Here is a 13,899-nt window from a genome sequence, read left to right as displayed (position 1 = left end):
AGATCAAAAAAGCGTCCTCATGTATACAAGAGGACGCAGAAATACATTGCGGCGCTGCCAGCAATAACAAATAGATGCCAAATTGCATGGTTGTATGGGATCCTTCTCCATGCGTAGAAAATCGAACCGAACGTATACAACAAACCACCCGTCACGAGTAGCGCGAACCCTGTGAAAGTCAAATGGGTATACAGCGGTTTGATAGCGATTATAATAAGCCAGCCCATTAGAATATAGAAGATGAGCGACACAAATTCAAAACGATGAATGAAAAACACTTTGAACAAAATACCTGCAATGGCCAGACCCCAAACAATACCAAACAGTGTCCAACCTAGTACTCCTTTTACAGTGATAAGAAGGAGCGGCGTATAGGTTCCAGCAATCAGGATATAAATGGCCGAGTGATCCAATATGGAAAACAAATGTTTGAACTTTATTGGCATACTATGCAGCAGTGTACTCATAAGGAATAAGAGGAGCATAGAAAAACCGAAAATGGTATAGCTGACAACATGGAGAACAGTACCATCGCGAACAGCATCAAGTACTAAAAACACAAGTGCAGGTATACTAAGAAGAAGGGCAATACCGTGTGTAATTGCATTCCACAACTCTTCTCGTCCATTTTTAAAATCAAATGCGACTGTCATGTAGTTAACCTCCTTACCTTTTACTATACTAAATTATATTGAGAACTGCTACTATTTGAGGGGAGTGCACGTAATGAAAAAAGTCTATATTGTCACGGATTCAACAGCTGATTTAAATGAAGAGGATATCCTTAAATATGGTGTCCATATTGTTCCGCTAACCATCCAGATTGACGGAGAAACATACATCGATGGTGTAGATATACAAGCCGAGGAATTTATTGGCATGATGAAAAAGTCCGTAGAACTACCGAAAAGTTCACAACCAGCGGCAGGTGTTTTCAAAGAGTTGTATGACAAACTCGGTGAGGATGGCAGTGAAATCATCTCTATACATATGACTGGAGGCATGAGCGGCACCGTGAAATCCGCCCAAGCAGCTGCCGAAATGACAGATTCAAAAGTGACTGTCATCGATTCGATGTTTATCTCACATGCGTTGACATTTCAAGTTACGGAGGCTGCGGAATTAGCCCAGCAAGGGAAATCTGTTGCAGAAATTATTGAACGTTTGAATGCGATTCGCAAAAATACAACACTTTTCGTTGTTGTCGACTCACTCGATAATCTTGTGAAAGGCGGCCGTATCGGCAAAGGAAAAGCGATGATCGGTTCCCTGTTAAATATTAAACCGATCGCAACCTTACAGGACGGTGTTTATACACCTGTCGCGAAAGCACGGAGTCATAAACAAGTCGTAGCTCATCTGTTCAAAGTTTTCAAAGATGAGACAGCCGGAAAGCTTATTCGCGGAGTCGGGATTTCGCACGCAAATGGGTTGGCAATGGGAGAACCATTGAAAAAATTGATCCAAGACTTTGGTATCAAAGATGTGAAACTTACATTTACGGCGCCGATTATCAGTACACACACCGGTGAAGGTGCGATAGGCTTCATGTATTACGCAGAATAACAAATGATTCTTTACTGAAGAAAAGGGGAACTCTACGTATGAGAAGAGTATTTTTGTTTGTGATCGCCTTCTCATTATTATTGTCCGGTTGCCAGCAAATTGTAATTAAAAAAACAGGTGTTTTTTCTGAGCGACCCGAAATCGCATTTACCGAATGGAAAATTCCCGGTTACTTCATTCCGAAAAAAGTCCATGTAATTGGTCTAGGGGATTCGTTGACACAGGGCGTCGGAGATGAATTGAAAAAAGAAGGTTATTTTGGGCGTGTTACCGGCAGGATGATTGAATGGAAGGGAGTTAAGGATGTCGATGCGGATAATTTGGCCAAGCGAGGTCGAAGAAGTGATCAGCTTATCGAAAAGCTTGGCGATTTCGAAATTCAAACGTCTGTAAAAAATGCGGATCTGATCTTTCTGACAATCGGTGGAAACGATATTATGAAAGTCGTTAAAGCAAACTTGTTTAATTTGAAGACAGAACCTTTTTATCTTGAACTTGGTAAGTTTGAAAGCAGGCTCGATGAATTATTTACGATAATTCGAGATTTGAATGGCGATGCGATCATTATTGTTGCCGGTTTATACAATCCATTTTCAATTGTGACAGATGAATCCAATGAGTTTGAAGAAATTATTACTGACTGGAATGAAGCGATTGAAGTCCGTGCAACCATGGATGGGAAGTCGTGTTTTATTCCTGTCATAGACCTGTTCGATTCAAATACGGACATGGTGTACCACACCGATTTCTTTCATCCGAATGCAAAGGGCTATGACGCGATGTCGGGACGTTACCTTGAAAAGCTGAAAGAATGCGGCTTGCAAGAATTATCGGGCGGGGAATTGGATATGTAGGAGCTGATCGCATGAATCGATGGAAAATTGGTTTTTTTGTACTTGCAGGAATTATCGCAGCAGCCATTGCGGCAGTGATAGTACTTATCGGATCTTCCGCGGAATCGGAACCGCTTCCGAAAATGAAAGCGGCGGACCCGTCAGACCATGTTCTGACAGTGACGGCGACTAAGGAAGATTTTGAAGGAATTGCAAATACGTATATTCAAAAAGCGGTAAAAGGTGAACCGCTTCCAGTAACGATGGAAGTCGGAGAAGATGTAGTCCTATTTTCGGAAATGACAGTGTTCTCCTATACATTGCCGGTCATTATGCATTTTGACCCGATTGTACGTGAAGACGGTAACTTAATATTGAAACAATCCTCGATGGAGATAGGTCAATTAAACATCCCTCCCTCGACTGTTTTAAAAATACTGCGGGATTCTGTGAAACTTCCTCCGTGGATGATTGTTCGTCCTAAGGAAGAGGAATTATTTATAGACCTTTCGGAAATCCCAGTCTCAGGCGATTTACAAGTAAAAGCAAAAACATTCAACTTGGCGGATGATGAGATTATCTTAGAAATAATAGTTCCTAAAGAATAGGGGAGGTTTTACAATGGCGAAATCATTGGCCACGTTTGCAGGAGGTTGTTTTTGGTGCATGGTGAAACCGTTTGACAGATATGCTGGTGTCCTTTCAGTCATTTCGGGCTATACGGGCGGCGAAATCGAAAATCCGTCATATGAACTTGTCTGTACGAATACTACGGGCCACCGTGAAGCAATTCAAATTACGTTTGATGATGAAATCATTTCCTATAGTGAACTGCTCAACATCTTTTGGAAACAGATTGATCCAACCGATTCCGGCGGTCAGTTTTTTGATCGCGGGGAATCCTATCAGACAGCAATTTTTTATCATACACCCGAGCAACTGCAACTTGCTGAGCAAACAAAGGCTGAATTGGATGCAACAGGTAAGTTCGATAAACCTGTTGCAACAGATATTCTACCTGCGAAGCCGTTTTACGCAGCTGAAGAGGGACATCAAAATTATTACATGAAAAATCCAACACATTACAATCGGTACGCAACTGGGTCAGGCCGGGAACGGTTTAAATCTGAAAACTGGGGTGAAGAAGGATGAAAGATGACTTGAAAAATAAACTAACGGATTTACAATATCACGTCACACAGGAAAACGGGACAGAAGCACCGTTCCGTAACGAATATGACAGTCATTATGAAGAAGGAATCTATGTCGATATTGTTTCAGGAAAACCTCTATTCAGTTCAAAAGATAAATATGATGCTGGTTGCGGTTGGCCAAGCTTCACAAAACCGATTGAAACAGTAGAAGTTGTAGAGAAAACCGACACAACTCATGGGATGAAACGAATAGAAGTACGCAGTAAAACAGCAGACTCACATCTTGGTCATGTATTTCCAGATGGTCCTGGGGAAGACGGACTGCGTTATTGCATCAATTCTGCCGCACTCCGCTTTGTACCCGTTGACCGTCTAGAAGAAGAAGGCTTTGGAGAATATTCAAAACTGTTTTAAATAATGTCAGCCGGAAAGGAGATGAATGGATGAATCGATCCTTTTACAGATTCGCCCTATCCTTCCGCGGTGGGGCGATCGATGATTTAAAAGCGGTTTTTGCAGAACACATGTTTAATGATTCCAGTTTTCCGAAAGAAGAAAAGGCTTTTGATCCTTTATCACGTTATATTGAAGAAAAGGCGGATGCAAAAATGCCATCCGTTATTTTCGACGAGCTTTATCTGTTATACGAAGAGCGTTTCTTGTAAGCAACACCTTCATCTTCATTGCATAATGGTATAGATGAATGTATGATTGAAAAAGAAAATTTGAAAGTGAGGCTTTTCATTATGAGTATACATATCAATGCAAAAAAGGGTGACATTGCAGATACGATTTTGCTTCCAGGAGATCCGCTTCGTGCAAAATACATCGCAGAAACATTCTTAGAGGATGTTACACTTTACAACGAAGTCCGTAATATGTTTGGCTATACTGGAACTTACAAAGGAAAACGTATTTCAGTACAAGGGACAGGCATGGGTGTTCCATCAATTTCTATTTATGTAACAGAATTAATGCAAGAATATGACGTTCAGAAACTAATTCGTGTCGGTACTTGTGGTGCGATTCAGAAGGACGTTCATGTCCGTGACGTCATTCTTGCACAAAGTGCTTCCACAGATTCTAAAATGAACGAAATCATATTTAATGGTGTTAGTTACGCACCGACTGCAAACTTCGATCTTCTTTTGAAGTCATATAATGCAGGACTTAAAAAAGGGCTTGAATTGAAAGTTGGTAACGTTTTTACAGAAGACGTGTTTTACAATGAATATGCGCAACATGAAAAATGGGCTCAATATGGTGTACTTGCAGTTGAAATGGAAGCGGCAGCATTGTATACGCTTGCTGCGAAATTTGGACGCCAAGCACTAGCAATCCTAACTGTGAGCGATCACTTGCTAACAGGTGAGGCAACATCTGCAGAAGAGCGTCAAACCACATTCAACGATATGATTGAAGTAGCTCTTGAAGCAGCAATCCAAGAATAATCATAAAAAGGACCGCCCCGCAATACTGCGGTCCTTTTTTTAAGGAAAGAATATGTTTTTCATCCTGGGCTAGTGTCTAGGCTCCAGGCGCCAGACGTTCGGATTATAAGTCGGGCCAGCTAGGAAGGATTGACCTGCATCCTTCTGACAAAAAACGCCGCTTCGCCGTTCCGTTTTATACCTGTTACGTCTTAGAGGGCGCCTTACGTTTTCTTAATAAGAGTAGAGAGTGGGGAATGGGATGGAAGAGAATAATGGCCATGAACAAGAAAATGAGCCAAATCGTCAACTACCAGCAAAACGATTCATTAAACTAAAACCGTTCTCCTTTGTCATGCTTGTGTTCGGACTCGTAGTGGCCACTGCCGCTATCACGTTTTTCGTGCTAACAACAGGTGATGGTAAAGTTGTTGAAGTTGTGAGTCCGCAAAAGCAAACGATAAAAGACCGGAAAGAATTTGAAAAGTTGTATAATGCCTATGATGAAATGAAAGTGAATTACTTCGAAGATATTGACGAAACAGCAATCATTGATGGCGCCATCAATGGGATGATCGATGCACTTGGTGATCCTTATTCCGATTATTTGAATCAGAAGGAAGCCAAACAATTAAATGAAAGTATTTCATCAAGCTTCGAAGGAATTGGCGCTGAAATTCAAGAGGCAAATGGGTACATTAGCGTCGTTTCGCCTATAAAGAATTCACCCGCGGAGCGGGCAGGATTATTACCGAACGATATAATCATTGCGGTCAATGATGAAAGTATCCGAGGAATGTCTTCATCCGAAGCGGTTCTTCTAATCCGGGGCGAAAAAGGGACAACCGTCACTTTAAGCATCAAGCGCGGAGAAGCAGTCGAACCGGTCGATGTAAAAATCAAGCGGGACGTTATTCCAATTGAAACAGTCTACGCAGAAATGCTTGACGACGGGATTGCACATATTCATATCACCAGCTTCTCTGAAGGGACTTATGATGAACTGCTTGTCGCTCTTGACGAGATGGAAGCGGAAGGCATGAAAGGATTAGTTGTGGATGTACGGCAAAATCCAGGTGGTAGACTTGACACTGCTATCGATATTTCAGACCTTTTCGTGGAAAACGGAAAGAATATATTCCAATTTGAAGGAAAAGGTGAAAAGGCAGAAGTAATTACGGCAGCCGGAGGAAGAAAAGTTGAAGTTCCAGTCGCGCTTGTCATTGATGACGGCAGTGCTTCGGCTTCAGAAATCCTTGCGGGCGCATTGAAAGAATCGGCAGGAGTACCGCTTATCGGGGTAAAAACATTTGGTAAAGGGACTGTTCAAACGCCGAAAGATCTTGTGGATGGCTCGAATTTAAAACTTACAACGGCTAAGTGGCTAACTCCTAACGGTAATTGGATTCACAAAAAAGGAATTGAGCCAGATATTAAAGTTCCCTATCCTTCCTATGCAATGCTTCCATTCCTCGATCCAGCAGTAGAAATGAAAAATGGCATGTTATCACCATCCATTAAAGCTGCGGAAGAAATGCTAGAAGCAGTCGGTTATGAACCGGGTGAAGTTGATGGGTTATACGACGAGAAAACAACACAGGCCGTCAAAAAGCTTCAAAAAGATTTAACTCTTGAAGCAACCGGTATTCTTTTGGGGGATACGACTTATGGTCTGATGGAAAAACTTCGGAAGAAAATCCAAGATGACGATCCACAGCTGAAGAAAGCAAAAGAAGTTTTGCTTAAAAAGTAGGGAAATAACTAAAAGCGTCCAATCCTAATAGGAAGGGGCGCTTTTAGTATGTCTAGTCCATACGGTCTAAAACAACACGTCGCTTAGACTGTTCCAAATTAATGAAAAGAGGTATAACTAATGATTGATGTTTACTTATTTAGCGGCTTTCTTGGCAGTGGTAAAACGTCGCTGTTACTTCATACGATTGAACAATTAAAAGAACAAGGGAAAAAACCTGCCGTATTGATGAATGAATTTGGGGCTTTGCCTTTTGATTCTAATACGGTTGAAGGGGAAGGGGGGGTTCCTCTTAAAGAACTTCTTGATGGGTGCATTTGTTGTACAGGTTCTGAAAAAACGGAGGCGCAACTCCAAGGGCTCCTTGAAGAAAACGATGATATCGATGTCATCCTGATTGAAACGACAGGTGCCGCCCATCCAGTGGAGGCGCTGGATGCGATCTACTCTCCGTTATTCGCTGATCGGCTCAATATAAAAGGAATTGTCACGGTTGCTGATTCAAAGCGTTGGCTGGAGCGAGATAAGCTATCTCCGCAAATCCGTGCTTTATTCATGGAACAAATCCGCCACGCCCATTTACTGCTAGCTAACAAGGTCGATCTTCTAACCGAAGAGGAAATGGCAACTGTGACGTTTGAGCTGTCAAATTTTAATGATTCTGCAGCGATAGTACAGACGACAGGTGCTAAAGTAGCTTTCTCTTTCATTGAAAAGGCCCTAGATTCTCCGAAGAAAATGAGTGATCAACAGATAATATCTGGAAAAGGTTTGCCGCTTTCCTCAAAGCTTCTTACATTTTCCGAAAGTGTTAATAAGGAAGAATTCGAGAATTGGGTCAGATCGCTCCCAGAAACAGTGTATAGAATGAAAGGGTATGTGCCGCTCAGCGGTTCTAAAAACCCTTTTTTATTTCAATATGCATATGGAATGGTGAACTGGTTGCCTGAATATGTCAGGATGGAGCCCCGTCTTGTTATTATCGGGGAAGGAATAGAGACGATTAATTATAAGGGCGTCAACCCCTTTTTAGAAGAAAAGTAAGGGGAGTTGACCAAACTTATCCATTCTCGCAGTAGATGATGTCCTTTGTTAGGGTATTTATTTAAGAACTGGTTGGACTGGAAATAAAATCCGATATTCTGAATCTCCCACGCGTTATTATAGTTTGCGAAGGGAGGAGTAATGAGATGAAAAAATCAATTGCAGTACTCATGCTCGGTTCGGCACTCTTACTGCCGAACAACAATAGTGTAGAAGCTTCATATTCGGATAATAATGTACAGGTGCAAAAAACACAACAGTACATTCAATGCTATATAGGAGGGGACGAACTGTCTGACTTCTATGATACTTTGCTCGAAAAAGGCTTTACTTTTGAGCAGCTTTCCAATTTGAAGGAATCTATCACAAAAAATACAGGGGTCGCTCCATCAGCTCCAGACAAGCAAACAGAAAAACCAGTACAGGTCAAGCCGGTGGAGAAACCAGTTACAGCTAAGCCGGTCGAAAAACCAGCCACGTCTAAACCAGTTCCAGCACCGAAGCCGGAAGCAACTCCGGCACCGGCACCAGCACCTGAAAAACCTGCTGAGGTCACACCTGTTAAACCTGCAGAAACAGCTCAAGATGCATCTATTTCTGCGATTGAGAAAGCAGTGCTTGATTTAACAAATGCTGAGAGACAAAAAGCTGGTCTCAAACCATTGCAAACGGATAGTAAGTTGATGAACTCTGCACGCCAAAAATCGGCAGACATGGCATCAAAAAATTACTTTTCTCATACAAGCCCTACATACGGGTCTCCGTTCGATCAAATGAAGGCAAATGGTGTAACATATAAATCGGCAGCGGAAAATATTGCGATGGGCCAACGTTCAGCTGAAGAAGTCGTAAAAGGATGGATGGAATCACCTGGGCATAGACAAAATATTTTAACGCCCGGTTTCACTCATATCGGTATCGGTTATGACAAAAACGGCAACTACTGGACACAACAGTTTATTCAGAAATAAGCAAAACAAGAATATTTAAACGGATCACGATTGGAAATCAACTTTCCAATCGTGATCCGTTTTTGAATAAAAGGTTTTTAATGAACCGATACTGCACTTATGGGGTGAAGGCAGTGGGAAATATGGTTCCTAAAAATGAACTCGTATCTTACATAAAAAAAGTATTTCACGATACTGAAGACTTATTTGTTCAAGAAATAGAGTGGCCTGTCGGGATGGGGGTCATCTGCTATTTCACTTCTTTGTCTGAAGGCGAGCAAATCAACAGACAGATGGAAATTATCAAGAATAGAGCAGAAGAGGGAATGAAAGATTGGGGTAAGACAGCCGTATCGGAGATCAGAGCATTCTCCGTAACGGATCTAATTGAAATAGTTTGCAATGGTAAGACGGCCGTCTTTTTTCCGGAATCCAATTTACTTTTGGAGATTTCTGTTGGAAGCTACGCTGTCCGTTCACCTGACGAACCAATCAATGAACATGTCATCCGAGGGTCGCATGAAGGTTTTGTGGAGAGTTTCCAAAAGAATATATCACTCATTCGAAAGAGATTGGCTATTCCAGATCTCGTTGTAAGAACGATCCGCCTTGGCAATGATTCGAATTCCCAAGTCAACTACATTTACATCGAGTCGATTGCGGACGCGGACCTTGTTGTAGAGTTGAAAATGAGACTGGAAGATGTCAAGTCGAAGATGATAATCAGTGCAGGACAGCTTGCAGACTATATAGAAGATAGTGTCTGGTCACCGTTTCCCCAGTTTTTGAATACAGAACGGCCTGATCGGGTTGTTGCGAATCTTCTTGAAGGAAAAATTGCAATCTTTACTGATCACACACCGACTTGTCTTGTCACACCGGTGACATTCTTTTCATTTTATCAGTCGCCGGATGATTTTAATGGTCGGTTCCTTGTCGGGTCCTTTTACCGGATGGTCAGGCTTCTGAGCTTTATCACTGCAATCTTTCTTCCGGCTTTTTATATTGCAGTCGTCGGTTTTCATTCTGAAATACTGCCCCTTGAGTTAAGTCAAAAGCTGAAACTGGCAATCAATGAGATACCTTACCGGCCGATTTTCGAAGCTATTCTGCTTGAATTGTTCATTGAACTGATACGTGAAGCCAGTATACGCTTGCCGACACCGATTGGGCAGACAATAGGCATCGTGGGCGGGCTTGTCATTGGAGATGCGATTGTCAGTGCGGGACTAGTATCCAATCTAATGGTTATCGTTGTCGCCATGACTGCAATTTCAAGTTTTGTTGTTCCTTCAGTTGAGATGAACACAACCATTCGTATTTTGCGTTTTCCATTCATGCTAGCCGCGTCGCTGTTCGGTTTTTTTGGAATGGTCATCGGTTCACTTGTACTATTCATCCATCTGATGAATTTGTCGTCTCTGAAACAGCCTTATTTCTCACCCGTTATTCCTTTTGATGCATCTCGCTTTAAAGATATATTTTTACGCTTACCTTATGTCCAACCAGAAAAGCAACAGAAAACGTTCACACACGGAGAAGATTCGGATGACGGGAATGGTGGGCAATCGTGAACATCAATATTTCGCGGACTCAATTTTTTCTTTTCCTATTCGTCGCACAAACCGGAACTGTGTTCATCTCATTCCAAGGACCGATGATCAAGGCGGCAGGCAGAGATGCATGGATAATATTCCTTGTAGCGGGCTTGTTCCATTATGCCTTACTTCTCTTTTATGAACGTTTCTATCCGAGTTTTATATTAGGACCGATTATGTCGTGGCTGTATAAGGGGTACTGGCTTTTCTTGACTGTAACGTTCATTTCCTATGTCGACTATACGCTGGCAGCATGGGCCTTTCCAAATACTCCGCAATTTATAGTAATCGCCCTTATGGTCATTATTTCTCTTTACGCAAACTTGTCGAGGGCGGAAACGACGATGAATCTAAGCGTCCTTCTCATTCCACTCATCCCATTATTCCTCTTTTTCCTCGCATTGTCTTGGAGAGATCTGGAGTGGACATACCTATTTCCATCGGTTAAAGCGTCAGTAGCACAATGGGGACATGGGATGCTAAAAGCCCAGTATGCGTTTATCGGAATCGAATTATTTCTGATTTACCGCCGTTTTGTCGATCCTGATCGTAAAATAAAAGGATTACCTTTGTTTATTTACCAAATGATCTGGCTGCTTTTTTTCTTGTTTACAATTTTGATTACGACTCTTTTTTTCGCACGGGAAGACATGCTTATGATTCCTGAACCGCTTATGTATATTTTGAAATCGCAACAGGTGTCGTTCATTGAAAGGTTGGACCTGTTCTTTATCTATATCTGGATGTCGTGGAGCATCATCACGATTACTCTTTTTTCATTCTCAGCTCTTTTCGTCCATCGGATGCATAATAAAAAGCATAGTAAACGAGACATCATTATCTTTCATGCCCTTCTTATGCTTCTTCCGCTATTTGGTTTAACAAAGGAAGCAACAGAAAAATTGCAGGACTCACTTGTTTTCGCCCATTTATTGTTTGCCATCGTTTTGCCGGTAATTATCATACTCGTGAACAGGAGGAAGAGCATTTGACAAAACTGATTATTATCTTGTCATCTTGTCTGCTTCTTGCCGGTTGCTGGGATGAAGTGTTATACAGGGATGTAGCGATTGTGCCCTTAATGGGAATCGATGGCGGACCAGGGGCTATTGATGGATTTTACTCATTTGCTTCGATTGAAGAAGAATCCATTACTTATGCAACTGCTGAAGGAAAAGGCATTTCGTTACGTGCTTCACGGAACAATGCTTTCACCCACACGAATGAAATGCTCGATGTCTCTCAACTCGAAGTTGCTCTCATATCAGAAAAGGCTGCAAAGCATGATATATATAACTATCTCGATGTTCTATTTAGAGCTCCCCGTAATCGGTTAAGTGGAAGGCTTATAGTTGCGAAAGGGGATATGAAAGAGTACTTCGACAAGTCAGACATGCTTCCAATGAGCCCGCCGGAATTTTATAGAGGTTTGCTCGATACTTCCATCAAATTTTCGCTTATTCCTGATCTGGATTTGCAGAAGATGGGAACCTATTTGTTCGATGCAGGAATTGACGTAGCGCTACCTGCTGTACGTATTGCAAAGGAAACCGGTTTTCCGGAAGTTTTCGGAACTGCTTTGTTCAAAGATAAGGTCTTTTCCGGTCATTATCTTGATCGTAAAGAATCGGCTATTCTTCAAGGGTTGCAAAAAAAGAAGAATAAGTACTTGCAATTCATTTATATATGGGAAAAGGATGGGGTCAAGTATCCGATCACAGTTGAATATGTTAAATCCAAAAAGAAATGGGATATAAAAGATGGGCGTATTGATCTTTCCTATAAATTTAAATTTTCGGTGGAAGAATTTCCGCACAATCATTTGGAGTATGAAAAAACACAAATTGAAGTAAATGAATTCCTGTCAAAAGAATTAACAAAAGACTTTCAAAAAGTAATAGATAAGCTGCAGGAGGCGGAAAGCGATCCCATCGGATTCGGTCAGACCGTTCGGGCATTCCATCCGGAAATTTGGGGAAAAGGAAAGTGGCATGACACTTATGTAAACATGGATATTAAAATTAAAGTAAAGGCAGAAATCGTCCGAACGGGTATCCTTAATTGAAACGAAAAATTCCGCTACTTATTATCCAGTAGCGGAATTTTTTCATTAGATGATACTATGCAGTTCTTATACAAACTTCTTCTTCTGAATGTAGACAAGCCGAACAGTAAGTGTAATTGCACCCACAGTTAGTCCGGCGATTAGTCCTACCCAATATCCATATGGACCAAGGTCCGTAAACGTCGCCATCAGATAGCCAATTGGCAAACCGAGTACCCAATAGGATATAATCGCCATAATGAACGTCATATTGACATCCTTATAGCCTCTTAGCGCACCCTGGACAGGAGCCTGGATTGCATCTGACAATTGGAACAGCGCAGCATAGACGAAGAACTGTGTTGCCAGTCCGATAATCTGCCCGTCTGTCGTATAAAGGGAAGCAATTGGCGCCCTGAAAACGAGAAGTATTGCAATCGATATAAAACTGAACACAATAGCGAGCCCGACACCGAGAAAACTATATTGTTTAGCATCGCGCATCTGACCTGCACCGACAGCTTGTCCGACGAGTATTGTCGCACCCATCGAAATGCTTAGCGGCAACATATACAAAAGTGAGGTGAAATTAAGTGCAATCTGATGTGCAGAAATAACTGCCGTTGAATAGTTGCTCATCATCAGCGTGACGGCGGAAAAGATGCTTGTCTCTACAAATATTGAAATCCCGATTGGCACACCAATGAATAAAATCACTTTCCATTTTCTAAATGAAACCTTTTCCCATCCTTTGAATAGTGCGTACTCCTTAAACGGTTTACGCTTCCAAGCGACGGAACAAGCAATGAAAAACACGAGCCAATACGTTATGCCGGATGCATAACCAGCCCCTGCACCGCCAAGTTCGGGAAAACCCCAATTCCCATAAATAAGCAGATAGTTTATGAAGATATTAATAGGGGCAGATAATAAAATGATGAACATCGAAACACGTGTTGCCCCAAGCGCATCGAAAAATGAACGCAGCACAGTATAGGCAAAGAGGGGGAGGAGACCAAAGCTCATCCCTTTCAAATAGTCTGCTGCCACAATGCGAACTTCAGCTTCGAGCGGCATTGCTTCTAGTATAGGTGCAACTGCGAATAGAATGATGGCAAAGACGATTGCAGCCAGTGCGACCGAGACGTAAAGGCCCTGTTGAACGGATGGCCGAACCTCCTCATGGAGGCGTGCCCCAATGTATTGAGCAATGATTGGTGTAAGCCCCATTAAAATTCCAGCAAGCCCTGTATAGACGGGTACCCAGAAAGAAGACCCAATAGTAACGCCGGCAAGATGGTATGTATCGTATCGTCCTGTCATAAGAATATCGAAGAACGTCATCATATACAGAGCGACTTGTGTAACGAGTATCGGCAAGACGATTGTCGCCAATCTGAACGGTTTTTTCTTTAGTGGAACTGTGTTTTCCAAATTAATCACCCTTTATTCAACAATTAAACACCATTGTACCATGCTTCGTTTGCTATAATGGCATTGGGGTAAAGTAAAGTTACACTATATTTC

General features: G+C 41.9%; 15 protein-coding genes. 13 read left to right on the top strand and 2 right to left on the bottom strand.

Going from position 1 to position 13,899, the window contains the following annotated elements:
* Window positions 1–17: 17 nt before the first annotated feature.
* On the bottom strand, window positions 18–653 hold the full coding sequence (gene trhA, locus MKZ11_RS17565) for a PAQR family membrane homeostasis protein TrhA (protein WP_340795656.1): 636 nt from the start codon (window positions 651–653) through the stop codon (window positions 18–20).
* Between the two features lie 73 nt (window positions 654–726).
* Here trhA and MKZ11_RS17560 point away from each other — a divergent pair, with 73 nt between their 5' ends.
* The 13 genes from MKZ11_RS17560 to MKZ11_RS17500 all read left to right on the top strand — a co-directional run bounded on the left by MKZ11_RS17560 (window position 727) and on the right by MKZ11_RS17500 (window position 12,393).
* Window positions 727–1,566 carry a DegV family protein gene (locus MKZ11_RS17560; protein ID WP_340795655.1) on the top strand — a complete coding sequence of 280 codons (840 nt, stop codon included), beginning with the start codon at window positions 727–729 and terminating at the stop codon, window positions 1,564–1,566.
* 38 nt (window positions 1,567–1,604) lie between these two features.
* Window positions 1,605–2,420, top strand: a complete 816-nt coding sequence (locus MKZ11_RS17555; protein ID WP_340795654.1) for a GDSL-type esterase/lipase family protein — start codon at window positions 1,605–1,607, stop codon at window positions 2,418–2,420.
* A gap of 11 nt (window positions 2,421–2,431) precedes the next feature.
* The gene (locus MKZ11_RS17550) at window positions 2,432–3,007 is read left to right on the top strand and encodes a YpmS family protein (protein WP_340795653.1); all 576 of its coding nucleotides are present in this window, start codon (window positions 2,432–2,434) and stop codon (window positions 3,005–3,007) included.
* Window positions 3,008–3,020: 13 nt separating this feature from the next.
* Window positions 3,021–3,551 carry a peptide-methionine (S)-S-oxide reductase MsrA gene (gene msrA / locus MKZ11_RS17545; RefSeq protein WP_340795652.1) on the top strand — a complete coding sequence of 177 codons (531 nt, stop codon included), beginning with the start codon at window positions 3,021–3,023 and terminating at the stop codon, window positions 3,549–3,551.
* On the top strand, window positions 3,548–3,967 hold the full coding sequence (gene msrB, locus MKZ11_RS17540; RefSeq protein ID WP_340795651.1) for a peptide-methionine (R)-S-oxide reductase MsrB: 420 nt from the start codon (window positions 3,548–3,550) through the stop codon (window positions 3,965–3,967). The genes msrA and msrB overlap by 4 nt, the downstream gene beginning before the upstream one ends.
* A gap of 29 nt (window positions 3,968–3,996) precedes the next feature.
* The gene (locus MKZ11_RS17535) at window positions 3,997–4,218 is read left to right on the top strand and encodes a YozE family protein (protein WP_340795650.1); all 222 of its coding nucleotides are present in this window, start codon (window positions 3,997–3,999) and stop codon (window positions 4,216–4,218) included.
* Window positions 4,219–4,299: 81 nt separating this feature from the next.
* Window positions 4,300–5,004, top strand: coding sequence for a purine-nucleoside phosphorylase (deoD, locus tag MKZ11_RS17530; protein ID WP_340795649.1), 705 nt, complete (start codon window positions 4,300–4,302; stop codon window positions 5,002–5,004).
* A gap of 241 nt (window positions 5,005–5,245) precedes the next feature.
* Window positions 5,246–6,736: a lmo1851 family serine protease gene (locus MKZ11_RS17525; protein ID WP_340795648.1), complete on the top strand. Its 1,491-nt coding sequence runs from the start codon at window positions 5,246–5,248 to the stop codon at window positions 6,734–6,736.
* A 120-nt stretch (window positions 6,737–6,856) separates the two neighbouring features.
* Window positions 6,857–7,780 carry a CobW family GTP-binding protein gene (locus MKZ11_RS17520; RefSeq protein ID WP_340795647.1) on the top strand — a complete coding sequence of 308 codons (924 nt, stop codon included), beginning with the start codon at window positions 6,857–6,859 and terminating at the stop codon, window positions 7,778–7,780.
* 146 nt (window positions 7,781–7,926) lie between these two features.
* Window positions 7,927–8,751: a CAP domain-containing protein gene (locus MKZ11_RS17515; RefSeq protein ID WP_340795646.1), complete on the top strand. Its 825-nt coding sequence runs from the start codon at window positions 7,927–7,929 to the stop codon at window positions 8,749–8,751.
* Between the two features lie 122 nt (window positions 8,752–8,873).
* Window positions 8,874–10,304 (top strand): spore germination protein, encoded by a 1,431-nt coding sequence (locus MKZ11_RS17510; protein WP_340797041.1) that lies wholly within the window; start codon window positions 8,874–8,876, stop codon window positions 10,302–10,304.
* A complete protein-coding gene (locus MKZ11_RS17505; RefSeq protein WP_340795645.1) occupies window positions 10,301–11,320 on the top strand; it encodes a GerAB/ArcD/ProY family transporter in 1,020 nt (339 codons plus the stop codon). The genes MKZ11_RS17510 and MKZ11_RS17505 overlap by 4 nt, the downstream gene beginning before the upstream one ends.
* Window positions 11,317–12,393 carry a Ger(x)C family spore germination protein gene (locus tag MKZ11_RS17500; protein WP_340795644.1) on the top strand — a complete coding sequence of 359 codons (1,077 nt, stop codon included), beginning with the start codon at window positions 11,317–11,319 and terminating at the stop codon, window positions 12,391–12,393. Before MKZ11_RS17505 ends, MKZ11_RS17500 begins: the two co-directional genes overlap by 4 nt.
* 66 nt (window positions 12,394–12,459) lie before the next feature.
* Here MKZ11_RS17500 and MKZ11_RS17495 read toward each other — a convergent pair whose 3' ends face one another.
* Window positions 12,460–13,806, bottom strand: a complete 1,347-nt coding sequence (locus MKZ11_RS17495) for an MATE family efflux transporter (RefSeq protein ID WP_340795643.1) — start codon at window positions 13,804–13,806, stop codon at window positions 12,460–12,462.
* Window positions 13,807–13,899: the final 93 nt, after the last annotated feature.

Source organism: Sporosarcina sp. FSL K6-1508 (genome assembly GCF_038007465.1).
GTDB lineage: Bacteria > Bacillota > Bacilli > Bacillales_A > Planococcaceae > Sporosarcina > Sporosarcina psychrophila_B.
Note: the sequence above shows the minus strand (reverse complement) of the source record. Positions and strands in the feature narration are given on the sequence as shown.

Coding starts and splice junctions, on each gene's coding strand:
- MKZ11_RS17510 (WP_340797041.1), top strand. CDS start 8,874: ATGGTTCCTAAAAATGAACTCGTATCTTACATAAAAAAAGTATTTCAC.
- msrB (WP_340795651.1), top strand. CDS start 3,548: ATGAAAGATGACTTGAAAAATAAACTAACGGATTTACAATATCACGTC.
- trhA (WP_340795656.1), bottom strand. CDS start 653: ATGACAGTCGCATTTGATTTTAAAAATGGACGAGAAGAGTTGTGGAAT.
- MKZ11_RS17555 (WP_340795654.1), top strand. CDS start 1,605: ATGAGAAGAGTATTTTTGTTTGTGATCGCCTTCTCATTATTATTGTCC.
- msrA (WP_340795652.1), top strand. CDS start 3,021: ATGGCGAAATCATTGGCCACGTTTGCAGGAGGTTGTTTTTGGTGCATG.
- MKZ11_RS17550 (WP_340795653.1), top strand. CDS start 2,432: ATGAATCGATGGAAAATTGGTTTTTTTGTACTTGCAGGAATTATCGCA.
- MKZ11_RS17535 (WP_340795650.1), top strand. CDS start 3,997: ATGAATCGATCCTTTTACAGATTCGCCCTATCCTTCCGCGGTGGGGCG.
- MKZ11_RS17560 (WP_340795655.1), top strand. CDS start 727: ATGAAAAAAGTCTATATTGTCACGGATTCAACAGCTGATTTAAATGAA.
- deoD (WP_340795649.1), top strand. CDS start 4,300: ATGAGTATACATATCAATGCAAAAAAGGGTGACATTGCAGATACGATT.
- MKZ11_RS17525 (WP_340795648.1), top strand. CDS start 5,246: ATGGAAGAGAATAATGGCCATGAACAAGAAAATGAGCCAAATCGTCAA.
- MKZ11_RS17515 (WP_340795646.1), top strand. CDS start 7,927: ATGAAAAAATCAATTGCAGTACTCATGCTCGGTTCGGCACTCTTACTG.
- MKZ11_RS17520 (WP_340795647.1), top strand. CDS start 6,857: ATGATTGATGTTTACTTATTTAGCGGCTTTCTTGGCAGTGGTAAAACG.